The sequence below is a fragment of the Pseudoalteromonas phenolica genome, assembly GCF_005876835.1.
GTDB classification, from domain to species: Bacteria; Pseudomonadota; Gammaproteobacteria; order Enterobacterales; family Alteromonadaceae; genus Pseudoalteromonas; species Pseudoalteromonas phenolica_B.
This window is the reverse complement of the sequence record NZ_PPSW01000061.1, coordinates 1-15,594: the sequence shown is the minus strand read 5'-3', so window position 1 is coordinate 15,594 and position 15,594 is coordinate 1. Positions and strand designations below refer to the sequence as shown.

Annotated in this window: 13 protein-coding genes; 1 reads left to right on the top strand and 12 read right to left on the bottom strand. The window is 36.5% G+C overall.

Annotation, left to right across the window (positions count from 1 at the left end):
• Positions 1 to 81: 81 nt before the first annotated feature.
• The 7 genes from C1E24_RS20585 to C1E24_RS20555 all read right to left on the bottom strand — a co-directional run bounded on the left by C1E24_RS20585 (position 82) and on the right by C1E24_RS20555 (position 7,599).
• Positions 82 to 282: a hypothetical protein gene (locus C1E24_RS20585; protein WP_138484772.1), complete on the bottom strand. Its 201-nt coding sequence runs from the start codon at positions 280 to 282 to the stop codon at positions 82 to 84.
• 176 nt (positions 283 to 458) lie between these two features.
• Entirely contained in the window at positions 459 to 2,609 is a 2,151-nt protein-coding gene (locus C1E24_RS20580; RefSeq protein WP_171040947.1) for a winged helix-turn-helix domain-containing protein, read from the bottom strand.
• Between the two features lie 259 nt (positions 2,610 to 2,868).
• A complete protein-coding gene (locus C1E24_RS20575) occupies positions 2,869 to 3,261 on the bottom strand; it encodes a DUF3325 family protein (RefSeq protein ID WP_138484768.1) in 393 nt (130 codons plus the stop codon).
• A complete protein-coding gene (locus C1E24_RS20570) occupies positions 3,258 to 4,841 on the bottom strand; it encodes a PepSY-associated TM helix domain-containing protein (protein WP_138484766.1) in 1,584 nt (527 codons plus the stop codon). The genes C1E24_RS20575 and C1E24_RS20570 overlap by 4 nt, the downstream gene beginning before the upstream one ends.
• Positions 4,838 to 5,098, bottom strand: a complete 261-nt coding sequence (locus C1E24_RS20565) for a hypothetical protein (protein WP_138484764.1) — start codon at positions 5,096 to 5,098, stop codon at positions 4,838 to 4,840. The genes C1E24_RS20570 and C1E24_RS20565 overlap by 4 nt, the downstream gene beginning before the upstream one ends.
• A 413-nt stretch (positions 5,099 to 5,511) precedes the next feature.
• The gene (locus tag C1E24_RS20560) at positions 5,512 to 6,744 is read right to left on the bottom strand and encodes a hypothetical protein (protein ID WP_138484763.1); all 1,233 of its coding nucleotides are present in this window, start codon (positions 6,742 to 6,744) and stop codon (positions 5,512 to 5,514) included.
• A gap of 138 nt (positions 6,745 to 6,882) precedes the next feature.
• Positions 6,883 to 7,599, bottom strand: coding sequence for a hypothetical protein (locus C1E24_RS20555; RefSeq protein WP_138484762.1), 717 nt, complete (start codon positions 7,597 to 7,599; stop codon positions 6,883 to 6,885).
• 225 nt (positions 7,600 to 7,824) lie between these two features.
• On the opposite strand from C1E24_RS20555, the gene C1E24_RS20550 reads away from it, so the two are divergent.
• The gene (locus C1E24_RS20550; RefSeq protein WP_138484761.1) at positions 7,825 to 8,232 is read left to right on the top strand and encodes a hypothetical protein; all 408 of its coding nucleotides are present in this window, start codon (positions 7,825 to 7,827) and stop codon (positions 8,230 to 8,232) included.
• A gap of 28 nt (positions 8,233 to 8,260) precedes the next feature.
• On the opposite strand, the gene C1E24_RS20545 is transcribed toward C1E24_RS20550, so the two are convergent.
• The 5 genes from C1E24_RS20545 to C1E24_RS20525 form a co-directional block, all read right to left on the bottom strand.
• Positions 8,261 to 11,203 carry a DEAD/DEAH box helicase family protein gene (locus C1E24_RS20545; protein ID WP_138484760.1) on the bottom strand — a complete coding sequence of 981 codons (2,943 nt, stop codon included), beginning with the start codon at positions 11,201 to 11,203 and terminating at the stop codon, positions 8,261 to 8,263.
• A 12-nt stretch (positions 11,204 to 11,215) separates the two neighbouring features.
• Positions 11,216 to 11,830 carry a class I SAM-dependent methyltransferase gene (locus tag C1E24_RS20540; protein WP_138484759.1) on the bottom strand — a complete coding sequence of 205 codons (615 nt, stop codon included), beginning with the start codon at positions 11,828 to 11,830 and terminating at the stop codon, positions 11,216 to 11,218.
• 246 nt (positions 11,831 to 12,076) lie between these two features.
• Positions 12,077 to 13,276, bottom strand: a complete 1,200-nt coding sequence (locus C1E24_RS20535) for a hypothetical protein (RefSeq protein WP_138484758.1) — start codon at positions 13,274 to 13,276, stop codon at positions 12,077 to 12,079.
• Positions 13,273 to 13,812 (bottom strand): hypothetical protein, encoded by a 540-nt coding sequence (locus C1E24_RS20530; protein ID WP_138484757.1) that lies wholly within the window; start codon positions 13,810 to 13,812, stop codon positions 13,273 to 13,275. Before C1E24_RS20530 ends, C1E24_RS20535 begins: the two co-directional genes overlap by 4 nt.
• 230 nt (positions 13,813 to 14,042) lie before the next feature.
• A complete protein-coding gene (locus C1E24_RS20525; protein ID WP_138484755.1) occupies positions 14,043 to 15,251 on the bottom strand; it encodes an NYN domain-containing protein in 1,209 nt (402 codons plus the stop codon).
• Positions 15,252 to 15,594 lie beyond the last annotated feature (343 nt).

Here is a 15,594-nt window from a genome sequence, read left to right as displayed (position 1 = left end):
CTAACCTTTCCTTGATTACTCCAACCTTTCCTTGATTACGCCAACCCATATTGGGTTGGATAAATAATTTAATATCAACTACTAAAATGTATCTAATGTATTAGGCTTAGCTTTCCCAGGAAGCTGATCTACAACGCACTTAAAACCTGTTGTTTTAGAAGGAACTAGTGTGTTCTGACCAGTATCTCGAGTTTGCCCACCACTTATGACTGCTGTTTCTGAAAACGTAAGCTTAGTATTAGAGAGCTCTTTGAGTTTTTTCTTATTAATGGCTAAAAACATTGTTTGCCTCATTATTGATAAAAACGAAGAATTAATTTTATTAAATATGTTGTGATTTAACTGCATTCAAACATGAGCCAGCTTTAAAAGCTGAACTTATAATAACGAGGGGTTATGAAAATTGTCATGAGCGATTAGTTACAAATACCTGATAGAGCAAACTCACCTTTCAGTAACTATTTAAAACGCTCAAGTAAAACAACGTCATTACTTCTTAACCTATGAATTTGTAAGATAAATTTTTCTAACCCTTTATTTTTAATGACTGAAAATTCTAAAATAAAACTATCACTAACCGAGTTCTCATTAAAAAAAACTGTCTCTTTTTGTGTCTCTAAAGAGTATTTTATAAGGTCACTTCCTGTAGTGTAGTAGATATGATTATCCAAATAACGCCAGTTTATATATGGATGGCCTTTCAAAGAGACTAATAGTTGAGAAGTCCCTTCAGTTGGGTCAAATAAGTGAAGGTTATTGTAGAAATCTTGATAAATGATTTTATTAGCAGAGGTTTTAAAAACTCGACGAGCATCATTATGAATAATTTTTTGAAGCTTTTCGCTCTCTAAATCTAGTGTCCAAATGTGTTGTTCACTTTGACTGCCTTCTAAAATTAATAAAAGCTTTGTCTTGTTTAGCCATGCTAAGTGAACAATTCGATTTTCTATCACAAAGCTGTCTACAACTTCATTGTCGTCAGGCTTATATAGAACAATTTTATTTCTCTGATATAAAGCCATTAGCCCATCACTTTTATTGAATTCCCCGCCGACTAAACTATCCATATTCAATGCGCTTGGTAATACAGTTAGTTCTCCATTCGAATAAGAATTCAGCATTAAACCTTCATTATTAGTGAAAAAATAAAAGCCTTTTTCACTTGATATAGGAGAAAATTCGTTATTTTTGGTGTCTGTCACCTGCTTAAATGTCTTTGCATCAGTGCTATAAATATAAATATCAGCGTCTGAAGATTTAGTAGTCGCAATAAACGTATCGCTACTCACAACGATATTGCTATAGTTATTAGGTGAAACTGACGTTTTCTTCAAAGAAGCCAAATTCATATCATAAGAAAACAATTGCCGTGATCTTGCCTCGTACCATAAGAGTATTTGTGAGCCTTCATCCCATTCAACCCTATTTATGCTTTCATTAGTCTCATGTACTTTTCTTTGCATGCTTCCATCTGGGTTGGCAATATGTATTTGACTGATCCCAGTTTGCCTTCTTACGAATGCAATTTTTTCTTTGTTGGGTGAAAGTGAAACGAATCTATCTCCATAAGAGTCAATATTTGGGGAAGTAACTTGAAACTCTTCGCCAGTTTCTAAGTCTCTCGCAACGAGAGCTGACAAACTAGATACATTTCGATAACCAAACTTTGTATAGATTATTCTATTGTGCTGTTCATCCGTGACCATACTTAAGATGTATTGTGAATTACAGTCTAAAACCTTTTCTTTAAATGAAACTTCGTTACTTACCTTAAAATCAGCACGCCAAATCTCACAAACCTTCAAAGCGTTATTTATAATCTGATAATAAATACTGTTACTGTTTGAAGCCCAACCAATCGGATAACTGTCGTGCTGCTCAGAAATGATTTTGGTGTTTTTATGCGTATCTAAATCAATGAGAAAGATTTCATCAATCCCTGTTTTCACATTTTCTTTTGTTACTGCTAATTTTTCATTTGAAGGTGAAGGGCTGAGAGAAAAATAAATACTATCATCCGAAATGGAAAGTTTTTTTGATTCAAATTGGATAGGGCTGGGCTCTTTTGCAAACCAATAACTGCCAGCAGAAACAAATATAAAGATTGCTAGAATTGATAGAAAAAACTTAGTTGAAAAAATTTGAGAAAACTTTTTTTGCGCGCTTACACTCTTCTCTTGTTCGTATGAATTTAAAATGGGTTCAATATGATGATCTTGTTGTACATTTTCTTCTGATGCCTGACTTGAACGTTTATCTGTATCTTCGACTTTTATTTCTCTGACAAACTCAACATCGCCGACAAAGCTATACCCTTTTTTGTAATGCGTTTTAATTAAAATTTGTGCACTATCAGAAGATTTTAGGATCCTTCTTAAGTCTGATATAGCTTTATTAATTGCGTTATCATCCACATAGTGGTTTTCCCAGACACTACTGATGAACTCATCTCGTGAAACGATACGATTAGGATTCAGAACAAAGTAACAGAGAATTTTGTAGTTAAGTGGCGTTAGCTCTTGCGTCGTACCATCGCTGACTAAGCTACAACTTCTTGTTAAAAGCAACCAGTCTGCAAATTTAACCTGAGTAATATTAGCATCTAACAAAATCACACCACCTTTTTAACTAAGCAGCATTATTATAAATTTAAAATATTGCATATCAATCAGTTATTCATACTTTGATACACTCAAAAGCAAATCTATGTAAATGAATCATGTAGCATACTCAGCAATCACTCTGGAAAACATAAACACTAGAAAACCCCAAAACACAAATTATGTTAAATTAACTGCATTATTAATAATTTCATAGTGTACCCACCAAAAAATTATCAATAACGTTAGTTAAATCTTTGGGTAAGCATTAAAAGAACAGAGTAAAACTTGTTACTAACACCCCATAACCTACTAAATAGAAATAAGCCGAGCTAGATGAAATCACACCAAAAATCTTTTTTGGTAACCAAATTAAACTAGCCGCTGTATTTGTCTGGTTAAATGTAAACATCACACTCACGAGACTTCCTAAAAATGTGAGTAGACCACACACCAAAGCAATGCCAACCCCGACTCCATTATCAACAATTAATAGGGCAATGCAGATAACTAGCAATACGTAACCAACATGTCTAAAGTTAGATTCTAGTTTTTTGTCTCTTTTGGGAAAGACTGATATCTGCTTGTTGTACTTCGGCATTGCAAGCAATAAGAAAAGCAACGCATGAAACATAATTAACATTGATAAAAGAATAATCATGATGCATGACCTCTTTTAAAATCAGGGCCTGCTGAGTGTTCTTGTTGGTTAACTTTTACATTGAATATTTTATTTAGATAGTTACCTAAGACAAAACATGCCATTGCAACAGTAATACAAACTGCATCTACCCCAACAAATACCCAATTTTGATTTAGTACACTAAGCAGTAAATTGTGCTCCGTAGTAATAGCATTCACTATTGGCACTAAGACGTACAAAAAGCCCGTCAAGAAAGTTAAGCTTACCCAAGCGCTATCCGCTTTTTTGGCAATAGCCTTTGCAACTGCAACTAAAATAAACGCAGAGAAAGTAATAAATAGAGAGTTAACTTCCCACAACGTACGTTCAGATAGCTCTAATGGCAGTACCCTATTAGCTATCAAATACATAGCGATACCAGCTGGCAAGCCTAGCAAACAAGCTAAATTTAGGCCTTCCGTAAAGCGATAACCAAAACTACCACCACCACTTTTTATTGCTTTAGTTCTTCTTTTCACGGTCCAAAGCACCATGCCAGATGCAATCATGCCTGTACCCAATAATCCTGTTAAAAAGTACAACCACCTTAGAGGCGTTGACGCAAACAGGCCTTCATGTAAAGAACGAAGTACGTAGTAGAATGACTTTGAAGATTCGTGCCCTATTTGGACTTTGATTAATTCACCGTTATTTGCATCAAATACCCATTTATCTCTGCTGTCACTTAAGTTTTTGTGAATACTCCCAGCTTCAAAAATGGAATTTTTATCGCCGACATTCGCAACAGAAAGCCAAGCTAGAGGCTTACCAGCCATCTCTGCATCAGCACGCTCTAATAACGTTTTTAACTCTAATGAGGGCTCATGAATACCAGACGCTTTAACATTTGTACGACTGAAATACTCTTTAAAAAACGCATCTCGGCCCTCTTTTCCCTCGCCATAATGCGCGTTCATTATGAGTGGCATCAGAGTATAAAGAAGCAGTAAAAAGCCTGTAAAAGTGATCATGAAATGAAAAGGCAATGACATAACACTCATTAAATTATGCCCATCTAACCATGCTGTTGGCTTTTTGCCACGTCTGAAAGTGAAGAATTCTTTGAAGATTTTCTTGTGGATCACTACGCCTGTGATCAAAGCCAAAAACATAAACATGGTCGCTACGCCGACAATATAATAAGCAATTTTTGTAGGCATATATCTAAGTCGATAATGCATTCTATAGAGTGTTTGACCACCAGCAGTCGCTCGCGGAGTTAATTCTTCACCAGTATAAGGGTTTAACTTTATGCGTTGGCGCTTGCTATCTGCATCACGGTAAGAAATCGTCAAAAACGGTTGCGTTCTATCAACAGGAAAACTGACTGAATAGTTTTTTAAATCAGCACCCTTAGTCGCTAAAAACTGTTCAAGTACTGGCAACGAATCATCAGCAGTTGCAGAAAATGTAGGTGTTTGAGGCGTCATCCAATCGTCGAGTTCATCATCAAAATAACCCACAGTGCCAGTCAAAAAGATAAAAAACAGTACCCAACTTAATAACAGTCCAACCCAAGTATGCAACCAGGCCATCGATTGTCTAAATGCGCTTTTCATAAGGGCTTACCTAAATCTAAAAGCAACCAACAAATAGCACCTAAAAATACAATTAAAAAAGAAAGAAAACTCGCGGCTTTTTTAAGGTTATTCACCCCAAAAGACCACATAACTACAGCAGGAAAAACAATAAAAACCAGTATGGTCGACCATGCAACTGCGTGCATTTTCTCAATTGGGAGTAAAAACGACACGCATAAACACAACAAAATTGAAAAAGCAGAGCCACCAATCACAGCAAGTAACGTTCTATTCATTACTTCTACTTTGTGGGAATCAAAAACTAAGCGCATGACAATCCATGAAAAAACACAAGAAGCAAAATGATAATAATTCTCAGTTTTTATATCAATAATTTATTTGCAATAATCTTGAATATGCGCAATTTTTACAAATGTAACAACTGTAAGGTGATGTAATTGCTTAGCAACTGAATATTAGACACACTAATGGGGCTTTTATGAATGGATGAATAAAAGCGGGTAACACTGTCGTTCACCCACTAAGTTGACGTTGTATTGCAACACTGTCTCTTAGAGCAAATAAGCTACTTAGTTATAGCCTTACCAAACCTAGTTTGGTAAGGCTTTTTTATAGGTTTTCGGCACATTGGTAAACGAATATCGAGTTTAATACTCAGTTCGTACCAATTAACCCCCTATGCGCTATTTTATTGAGAGGCAGTAGGATTTAAAGCTTGATATTCTTTTTCTTGATAGTTCATTTCATAATTATTTACTGTTTCGTAAAACCAATTTTGTACTTCACTATCTAAACTGAATGTCGGGTTGATTATGCTCAAGCTCGCACTTTTATTCGCTGGTGCGCATTTATTATCACGCTCTAACTTTAAAAAACCAGCTAAAACATCAGCCTGCTGAAGTGCTAAATATTGGGTTATTGCAAACGAACTAGCATATAGTTGACTTACTCTTTCATCCCAATAGTCATTTTCATTCACAACAAGATCTATAGGAAGCGGCTCCGACAAATTAGAACTTATCCTTTTCCATTGCTTTTCAGACATGAATAATTCAGGGTAATTTGTAAAAACTGAGTGCGCCATATACTGTGCTAACCCTTCTGTAAACCAACGCTGAAGATACCCAACTTGAGTAAAAACAATCGCGTGGCTCAATTCATGCGCCATGGTTCTATTAAAGTAGCGCCAAAAAATTTCATTATTGTCTTTTGTCTTCAACTTCACTACAGAAAGGTTATGTCTTCCAAAAAAGATGCCTGCATATTTATTAGGGTCAAACGTAGAACCATATTTTTCTAACAACTCAGCATAATCATTTTGCGTTACTGCAATCACAACTTTTAGATTAGATTTATATACTTTCCTTAAACCTAACCACTCAATATAATGATGGTAATTCCAGTTAATACTTCTGCGCGCATTTTTGTATATCTTTTTTATGTCTTCTTGGTGAAATACGTCCTCTAGCTCATAGTATTTACCTTTTAAATATGCTGTTATCTCAAGATCTGCATAATCTTTATACTTATAATGAAGAAAGTATTGATTAGTTTCGGCATCAAAACGTTTTACAACCTTAATCGGTAATCTCGGTATACGATTGCAATAGTCTATTTCTTCATGACTTGGTCTGACCGCAAACCATGGATGATCAACATGCATATGTTCATCTTCATTGACTTCATTATGCTCGTTCATAACATGTTTATTATTTTTATATTTCGAAGTTTCAAGCTCTTCAATTAAAGGCTCATCTTTCACATTTTCAACACGAGTCTGTAAAACACTCGGCTGAGCAACCGCTATTTTTTCTGGTTGATACAAGACCACAAAATTTACTAAAGCAATCAAACAAACTAGCAATAAAAATACAAACAAAAGTACTTTTTTAATCTTAAATCCTTTGTTTTTATTGCTCATTTGTAGCCCTCATAAATACTTCTTAAATCAAGCATTACACGGCTGAATATTTTCAACAACTAAAAACACATCAGAGTTGTAAATGGCTAAATTAATGCTAATAAGTTAGCCAAAATACAGGCATATCATTCAGTAAAACTAATTTATTTCTCGGCGTATCAGATCAATGGTTCCTATTGCAAATGGCCCGGTTCCCGCAGGGTCTTTATCGTTATGAATAGTCATCCAATAACCTTTTGAATCACCAGAGCGAGGCATATGCATCATCGCCGTACCAATCCATACGTCAGAATCAACCGGATCTTTAACCGTATAAACCAAAGCCGCCGTATCGCCCAAATGTTTACCTTGGGCCGAAAACTCACTCAACCTTGTAAGTTGCTTATTTCGCTTTAACGTCCATCGCATTTTGCCAGTTAAACTTATATCTTCTCCGAGGGTTTCAACCGTAATGTCTAAAAACTCATAATCATATAAAGAAGAATGAAATGCCGTTTCTTGCCCTAAATCGCTAGGTGCCAAATCAACCCCAGCACCAATATAACGGGCTTGATACTCAGGCAGCTTTCGCAGTTCATCTTTATCAAGCCTTATTTCAGAAAGTAAGTGCAATACCACACTCAACAACACAAATACCAAAATAACAGCTATCAGCAATACGCCAGAACGACGGTGAAAGCCATTCAAAGTCTCTATTTGCTGCTCTGCCTGAATAGAGTCTCTATTTTTTACCTCGACACACAAGGCACTGGCTTGTTCATAGCTAATGCTCAATACATTTGCTATTCGCCGCAGCTCAAACTCAGTAAAACTCTGTGGTTCGCGCCATTTTTTATACAGGGTCGACTCCCCCATTCCCACGTCTTTCGCAAATCTCCGATTCGTCAGTCCCTGAGCCTCAATGTATTCCTTTATCCTTATCTCAATTGCACTTTTCAAAATAATATCCTTTATATTCAGCAAAGTAGAGTTAGATAGAACGCTATGGATAGTACAAATTTACTTTTAGAAACTCAAGGTTAACATCTTGAAACATCTGCAATCAGGCAGATGATTAAAAAACTTTTAAAGGAAATAAAAATGAAATTAAAAATTAAATTGGCTTCAATCGTTTTACTTTCAACGGTTGGTTTTGCTTCTCATGCTACAAGTTCATATTTACCTGCAGCTAAAGTTGAGATTAAGTCTTGCTCTGTAAGTCAAGAAGGCTCAAAGAACTTTCTCACGGTGAGGCACCAAGGTTGGACTTCGAACAATAAGCCTGGTTATGTTCATCACCTAGATTTCAAAGTAGAAATCAATGATGATAACTATGGAAACATCTATAGATTGAAAGATTTAGGTACACATGAAAATACCTATGACCAAACAAAAGTGTTTTTAGGTCATTACAATACAGGCACCATCACTTCAGTGAATTTTCAAACGAATAGTGGCCACGAAGTAGAAACCACTAAAGCATACCTTTGCGAAGGGCTGAATTATTAATTCAAGATACTTGGCTAGGTAAATGTACCTAGCCAATATTTCTAACTACGTGCTTTAATCTAGCGAATGATTTCATATTTTCATCTGCAATAAGCACTTCGTACTCGGGGTTTTTAGCTATTAACTGATAACAAGGAGTGCCATATTCATCAGTTACTTTCTTAATATCACGTAACAAATACTGGCTGTCTCCTGCATCATCTTGCCTTTCTATGGCAACTGTTTGGTTTTGCAGCGAACCAGCACTATCTGGTGTGATAAATTCAAGTAGTAATAGGTCACCATCTAATATCGGGTTTTTGCCACCGTTCATAGAATTACCGCTGGCGCGAGCAAAGAAGTGTTTATTAGAGTCGACTTTTCCAGAGCCTTCTGGAGCCGCTATATATTCGGCTTCACTTTCTTCACCTGTTTTAAAATGTCCGCAAGCAATTTTTAGATTAGGGAAATAAAGCAGTTTCTCTTTATTCGAGTCGATATTGATTACTTTGTCTTCAAGCTCTTTAATTTTAGTTTCAGGTTCTGAGTGATTTCTGTGATTTAATTGTTCAGCTTTAATACGCGCTGAGTACTTAGCTAACGCCAACTCTGTGAGCTCCAACACGGCACTTTCCAAGACAGATACGAACTCTAGCTCAACCTCATCGTTAAATTTAAAGTTGTCATTTTCGACCACAAACCATTGAGAGCCATCTTTGTTTTTAGTGCTATAAGCCTTAATAGGATTTGATTTCCAGTAATTTAACCACGCTTTTGAATCAGGCCCAGCATGAAGCAAATCATTTTTGACGTCATGTTGCAAAATGTGTGGATAACGCTTCAATATAAAAGCACTTTCGATGGCTAACAGCTCAAGTTTTGGTGGCGTTTTAAAGCCATCTAGTTTTACAAAAGCTTCAAGTAAAATAGCTTTAAAGCTTTTGGTCATACTTGTGCTCTGTATCCCTTTATTCAGAAAGTCATGATAGCGACTCAGTAAATTCGCATTTGCTTGCTTTTCGGGATCAACGCCCTCGGTATTACCTATTAAATCAAACCATCCATTGTATTTAGTATTTACTTTTTTTAGGTCGCCAAAATGATAAAAGAATTCACTTGCTGAAGGAAAATGCCCCAACAACTCAGATAACTCTTGAACATCTTCAGTCACAGTCGACTTTTGAATTCGACTTAACTTTTCCCAGAACTCAACAAGCCTTAAATCATAGTCAACAAAACAACCCTCAGGTAACTCTGGTTGTTTGATTTGTTTTACTAAGCTCTTAACAGTGTCAGCCTTAAATAATGCAAACGGTTTATTTAAAAAACTGTGATGGTTACCAATAAAATCTAAAACAACCAAATGTGTTTTATCTTCAAATAACCTTAACCCTCTTCCCAGCTGTTGTAGAAATAGAATTTTTGACTCGCTTGGCCTTAGCATCATTACGGTATCAATGCTTGGTAAGTCTGTGCCTTCATTGAATAAATCGACAGTAAATAGCACATCTACTTGTAGTGAATTTAACCTATTGAGCGCTTCGTTTCGACGAACTGAGGATTTACTGTGAACTGACAAAGCTTTAATGCCGGACTTATTAAAAAACTCGGCCATATAATCGGCATGCTTTGTAGAAATACAAAATGCTAGGGTTCGCTTTTGTTTGAATTTTTCCCATTGGCCGAGAGCATGCTTTGCTCGCTTTTCAGTAGCAAATTTGTTTTCAAGTTCACTAGGATCGAATCGACCATTACGCCAAGGTATTGCTTCGTAATCGACGTTTTCATCCCAAATACCATAATATTTAAACGGTACAAGAGAATTTGATCCAATACCTTGAGTTAATGTTCTTTCAAATACCAGATTATTATCACATAAACTCAGAATATCGGATTGATCCGTTCTTTCTGGTGTCGCTGTCAGTCCTAACAAAAATAATGGTTGAAAGTAATTTAAAATTAAACGATAACTCGGTGCACTCGCATGATGAAACTCGTCAACTATAATGTAATCAAATGCACTTTTTTCAAACTGTGTAATATTTTCAAGCTTTCCGATTGACTGTACTGATGCAAAAATACAATCTGCATTTTTGTTTTTGGTTGCTGCATTATAGAAGCCTGTTTTATGGGCTAATATCTGAGCGAAAGTACGCTGAGCTTGAAGTAAGATCTCTTCTCTATGTGCAACGAAGAGCACTTTTTTAGCTTCAAATTGCTTCACATCAAACGCACTTAACCAAGTCTTGCCCATACCTGTTGCTAATACGACTAAGCCACGCTGGAAACCTTGTTCTCGAGTCTCTTTTAGCGCGTTCAAAGCTAGCATCTGATCGTCTCGAGGAACTACCTCTTCGTTTGGTTCAATATCTAGCTCAGGTGAAACCGCCACAAATTTTTGTACTTTTCGTCTTGTACAATATTCATCAATCCATTCATGGCTGAGAACTTTTGATGCTTGATGGGTAAATAAACTATTAAACGCATCTTTAATTTTAAAGAATTGCTGTGCTTGCTGACTGTTTTTTGGTGGAGCAAAATCGTGCCTCAGGTTCCACTCTAAACCTGACGTTAGAGCAATCCGACTTATGTTACTTGAACCAATAAAGGCGCAGCCTTGTATTACTTCATCTTGGTGAGTCTTGATAAATATATATGACTTCATATGGAAGCTGACTAAGTGCTTTGATTCAAAAACTTTGATCAAGGCGCCTCTATCCACGAGAGTCATCAATTCTCTAAGTGCTTTTGGGTGTGTAATATCAAGATAGTCAGAGGTGATTAAACGAAGAATAGCACCGTTTTTTAATGCTTCTGCTAATGCATCAAATAGCAATGCTAAACCACTTGGTTGAATGAATGAAACGGTTATCTCGATTTCAGTTGCATGATTAATTGCATGTATTAGGTGCGGTAAAAAAGGGTCATCCGCACCAATTGTCAGCTTATCTTCAGTTAATTGAAGGCTGTTTTTTTCCTTAAAATTATCCATACTGCTTTATTATTATTTTCTTATAATTAATGCATTCAACCAAAGCTCGCCCTTTCTCTCAGGCCTTTGATCTTCACTTTGCCATGTTTTCTCAAGCGTTAACTGTGGCTCTGCGTCTATCAAGGCTTTTAGGCTTTCTTCGGTTAAGTCGGTAAAGTGGCGGCCATTTATATCTCGCTCGCCTTCGCCGTATTTAAAACTCACGTATAACACACCGTTTGGTTTTAGGGCGTTGGCAAGTTTGTTGAAGCGATCGGGTAATTCGCTGTGTGCGACGTGCAGTAAGCTTGCACAGCACCAAATGCCGTCGTATTGGTTTTGGTCGTTAATTTGGCGAAATGTTTTTACGTAAACGGGCTGTTCTAGATGAAAACTGGCGATTTCTGCCAGCTCTGCAACTGCGTCAAATGCAGTGACCTTGTAACCGAGCTTTTTAAAATGTAATGCATCTCGGCCCGAGCCGCAGCCGGCATCTAGAATATGCGGTTTTAAGCCATTCGGGCAGCCTTCAGCTGAAGGTATATGCGGTAAAAATGCGTTGTAAAACTCGCCCATATCAATATGGAGCGTGCTGTTGGCGAATGCGCTGGCGTTCTGTGCGTAATAATCGAGCGTTTGTTGTGTCATGTGTTTATTCTTTACCAGTGTGAGAGTGTGGCGTTGGGTTTCACGCCTGTGCAGTTTTAATATAGCTGCTGCTCGCCAAGTTTCTTTGTAACTTAGTTGATTGCTAATTTAGCTTAAATTTTTGTAGATGAGTAGTGATAAGAATCAATAAGTTATTCATGTTTGGTCTGATTATTTTAAATTGCTTTTAATATAAGCAGATAACCCGACATAAAGTCGGTGCTACAGCACATTTTGATCTATTTATTACCTCCTTGTTTTTGTAAGAAACCATTTTTCAAAGTCGCCTTTGATATTTGGATGAACATAAAGCAAATCCATCGTTATCTGCTCAATATCTAATTTATGGCACCGGTTATACGCTTTGTAATTAAGTGCATTAATTATTATTGGACTTGTTTTGTCATTCAGTAATAAATAAGACATCCACACCCAACTGCTCGCATAATGATGTAGTACATCTTTTGCCCTCCATTGGTGACTTTCTTTACTAAATAATTCGTAAAAGCCTAATGGCATTTTGTCTTCTTGCACCTTATCAAGCCAATTAACCGAATTTACCCACCTAGCACTATTTTTATTTCTTCGAACTGCACTTAGATAAGTTGCTAGTCCTTCATCTATAGTGGTATTTAAAAGACCAAAGTTGGTATACAAAATGGAGTGAATTGCTTCGTGTGCTGCAGAGTTTATTGTCTTGTTGTCATCATGACGCATGATAATAAAAGACTTATTGTGATAAGGAGAATACACTCCATTGGTTTTTGTTCCTTCAATATTTCTTATAGTTATACCGTGCGCTCGTAAAGCGTTTTGATACTCTTTATAGTCGGCAAAAATCTGCATATTTATTTCAGTGACATAAGTAAGTTTAATACCTCTGAAGCGAAAATAACTGAAAACCCTTTTTAGATTTTTTCTGATACCCTCTCGAATAATTTGCTTTTGTACATCAGGAATATCACCAACAAAAGTGATACTTCCCTTAGCTTTACGACCTGCTGTAATTGGTTGCCAAGGAACATTTTTATCGCAGCCACGAATAAACTCCTTGACGTAAACACTGTCTTTAAGAGAAAAGTCGGTGTCATCACTATCCGCCTCATGTTTTATACTTCCCTGACTGTTTTGTTCGATTGCTTTTATGGAATCTGTTTCTTCTATATTTCTAGATGTAACTTCAAAATCGTCATAGTGCTTTGCAGGTATTTCCGGACTTGGTTTTTCATTTATGTAATGACGTAGCTTAGCGCCTAAATTAGTAAACCCATGATGGCTAAAATGATGTTGCAAATTTAAAAGAAAAGGCCGAAGTTTGTTTTGCTTCGAGACATTTTTCTCAACGTTAATAAAAGTAACTAAGTTGCCAATTACAAATAACGTGACACAAGCAGTAATAGTAGAAGTCAATATGATTGATTCAAGCTTTAATGTTGCTTTACTCATTTTGACTCCTTTGCTTTCAATGTATTACTTAACATCGCTTTTAAATTTTCTAGTTCTATTAGATACGATTGCAATTGCTCGTCTACTTTAGCAATGTATGCTTTGGTAACAGGTTGTGTTGAATCTTTAATCTTTTGTAGATGTGCTTGAAGTTGCAGGCTGTTGAGTTGAGCCTGCCCACTATCAATATATTGATTTGCGATTGGTTGTAACTTGTTAACCCCTTCGTTTAGTTGACTGGTTAAGCCTTTAAATTCTATTAAATTGAAGTTTGATTCACCAATATTCTGTTCGTGAATAAATAGCGATAAATGCTCTACAACACTAATAACGCCTGTTATATCATCAATATTGTCTGCAACACTGCTTTTCAAATTGTCAGTCACAATTTCTTCGGCTGGCTTATCCTCATTCAATAAAGAAAAGACGGTTTCACCAAAATAACTGTGTAAATCAAAACTTTTTTGTAATTTACTCAGATATTTTTGCTGCTGTTTTATCTTTTCAACGATCTGCTCGCCGAGTAAATCTTTCAAAAACGGCGACTGGTCAATTTTGTGGAACACGGTGTAAGTTGTAAAAGTAATGACTATTGTGAATAGAAAAAATATTACTCTGTATTTAAGGAGCCTCTTTAAAAGGTTAAAAAGGCGCCTTTTATTCGTGAGCGGTTTATAAACTTGGTTTGACTGCCAGCGATTTTGCGAGCGCGTTAAATAATCATGCGGTTTCCTGGGTCGCTTAAACATTATAGAAGCTCCCTTAATTAACACGTCGACAAATGGTTGATCCAGCGCTGAATTAAACCTCTTTCTTTTGAAGTTAAACTCACAGCTCTTAGTTGGCATTTCTTAAATACAAATTGGCTAAATGCAATTGCTAAGCTGTGCGCATCGTCATTGTATGAGAGCTGATGCCCTGACGTTCTGATCCGTATGATCACACTTTCGATTTGATTAAATGTCAGCTCGCTATCAAGTCTTTGTGCTACGAACTGAACTAGTCTTCGGGTTTTAAAACATTGTTTCTTTAAGCCCTTCTCAAGTGAGGTAAACAAGCGCTTCATCAATGGCAAATTGGTTGTAGGTAAACCTGTAATTGATTTAAGTTTTTTGAATAAGGTTCTGATTAAACTCACCGACTTTTTTACAGACGTCGTTAGTTTTGGCTTTATCTTGTTGGTACCACATTGAAGGTTTCTTTGCACTGTCTGCATTGCTGGGGTTGTCTTGCTAATCACAACGTTTGGATAGCTACCCTTTAAACTATATTCGCTTGGATCATATAAGTAGCCACTGTGATACTTAATGTCGTCGAGCGGGAATGCTTTTATAAAATCACCAAATTTTTTGAAGCCATACCGAGAAAGGTTATTTGATATCCCTTTGAATAATGGAGTGTGCATAAACTCGTTAATGTGAACAGGCTTACCTTGCTCAATTAACTTAATAATGAATGCCAGTGCATCACCAAGGTGCTGACTATGAATGACATCTACTTTTGGCGCAGCATCATTCAGTAATTTGTCTAGCTTTATGCTTCGACTAGCAGATAACAGATAACATTCGCTGACTTTTCTGCCGAAATAGCCAATTGTACTTTTTATACCTTTGTCGCTTGCTTCATTTACAAGCGGGGTAAAATCAGCATCAGCGCTTAATACATAAAGTTCATTTGGTGGAACATCAGATAAAAGCACTTTCATAGCATCAATGACAAGTTTCTGATCAGCTGCGGTTTTTCCGTGATATGTGAGCGGAGGACAGTCTATTATTTCAAAGCCTGCTTTTTTGAGCTCTTTAGCATATTTGCTAAACATAGCGCAGTTAATATAAGCCCGCTTTATCGAAATAGGCGCGCTAAACTCAAGCTTTTTAAAAACTTCGATGAGTAATTCTGAAGAGAAATTACGTGAAAATTCATTAGCGTAGCAACCGTAAAGGTTGTCAAAATCTATAAATGCAGCTCTTAGCATAAAATTCTCCTCTACAGCTCATTAATATAAATGTTGTTTATAAAAATGCCTTTCGCAAGGAAGCGGGTACAAATGAATTACTCATCAGACTAGTGAGTTTTGTTTTTGAGTGTTTACAGGGAGGGTTTGCTATAAGGTTATTTTGATTTTCATTGATAAGGTTTTACCCGACATAAAGTCGGTGCTACCGAGTTAAACAACTCCAGTAGCTGCGAATTTATTTCGCGACTTATGTGAGTAACGCTTACCCGACATAAAGTCGGTGCTACAGTGCTAAACACCCGGTAGCAGCGAATTTATTTCGCGACTTATGTGAGTAACGCTTACCCGACATAAAGTCGGT

Bases quoted from the DNA above. Each gene is read 5' to 3' on its own strand.
- C1E24_RS20585 (WP_138484772.1), bottom strand. From the start codon at position 282: ATGTTTTTAGCCATTAATAAGAAAAAACTCAAAGAGCTCTCTAATACT.
- C1E24_RS20575 (WP_138484768.1), bottom strand. From the start codon at position 3,261: ATGATTATTCTTTTATCAATGTTAATTATGTTTCATGCGTTGCTTTTC.
- C1E24_RS20570 (WP_138484766.1), bottom strand. From the start codon at position 4,841: ATGAAAAGCGCATTTAGACAATCGATGGCCTGGTTGCATACTTGGGTT.
- C1E24_RS20565 (WP_138484764.1), bottom strand. From the start codon at position 5,098: ATGAATAGAACGTTACTTGCTGTGATTGGTGGCTCTGCTTTTTCAATT.
- C1E24_RS20560 (WP_138484763.1), bottom strand. From the start codon at position 6,744: ATGAGCAATAAAAACAAAGGATTTAAGATTAAAAAAGTACTTTTGTTT.
- C1E24_RS20555 (WP_138484762.1), bottom strand. From the start codon at position 7,599: ATGGGGGAGTCGACCCTGTATAAAAAATGGCGCGAACCACAGAGTTTT.
- C1E24_RS20550 (WP_138484761.1), top strand. From the start codon at position 7,825: ATGAAATTAAAAATTAAATTGGCTTCAATCGTTTTACTTTCAACGGTT.
- C1E24_RS20545 (WP_138484760.1), bottom strand. From the start codon at position 11,203: ATGGATAATTTTAAGGAAAAAAACAGCCTTCAATTAACTGAAGATAAG.
- C1E24_RS20540 (WP_138484759.1), bottom strand. From the start codon at position 11,830: ATGACACAACAAACGCTCGATTATTACGCACAGAACGCCAGCGCATTC.
- C1E24_RS20535 (WP_138484758.1), bottom strand. From the start codon at position 13,276: ATGAGTAAAGCAACATTAAAGCTTGAATCAATCATATTGACTTCTACT.
- C1E24_RS20525 (WP_138484755.1), bottom strand. From the start codon at position 15,251: ATGCTAAGAGCTGCATTTATAGATTTTGACAACCTTTACGGTTGCTAC.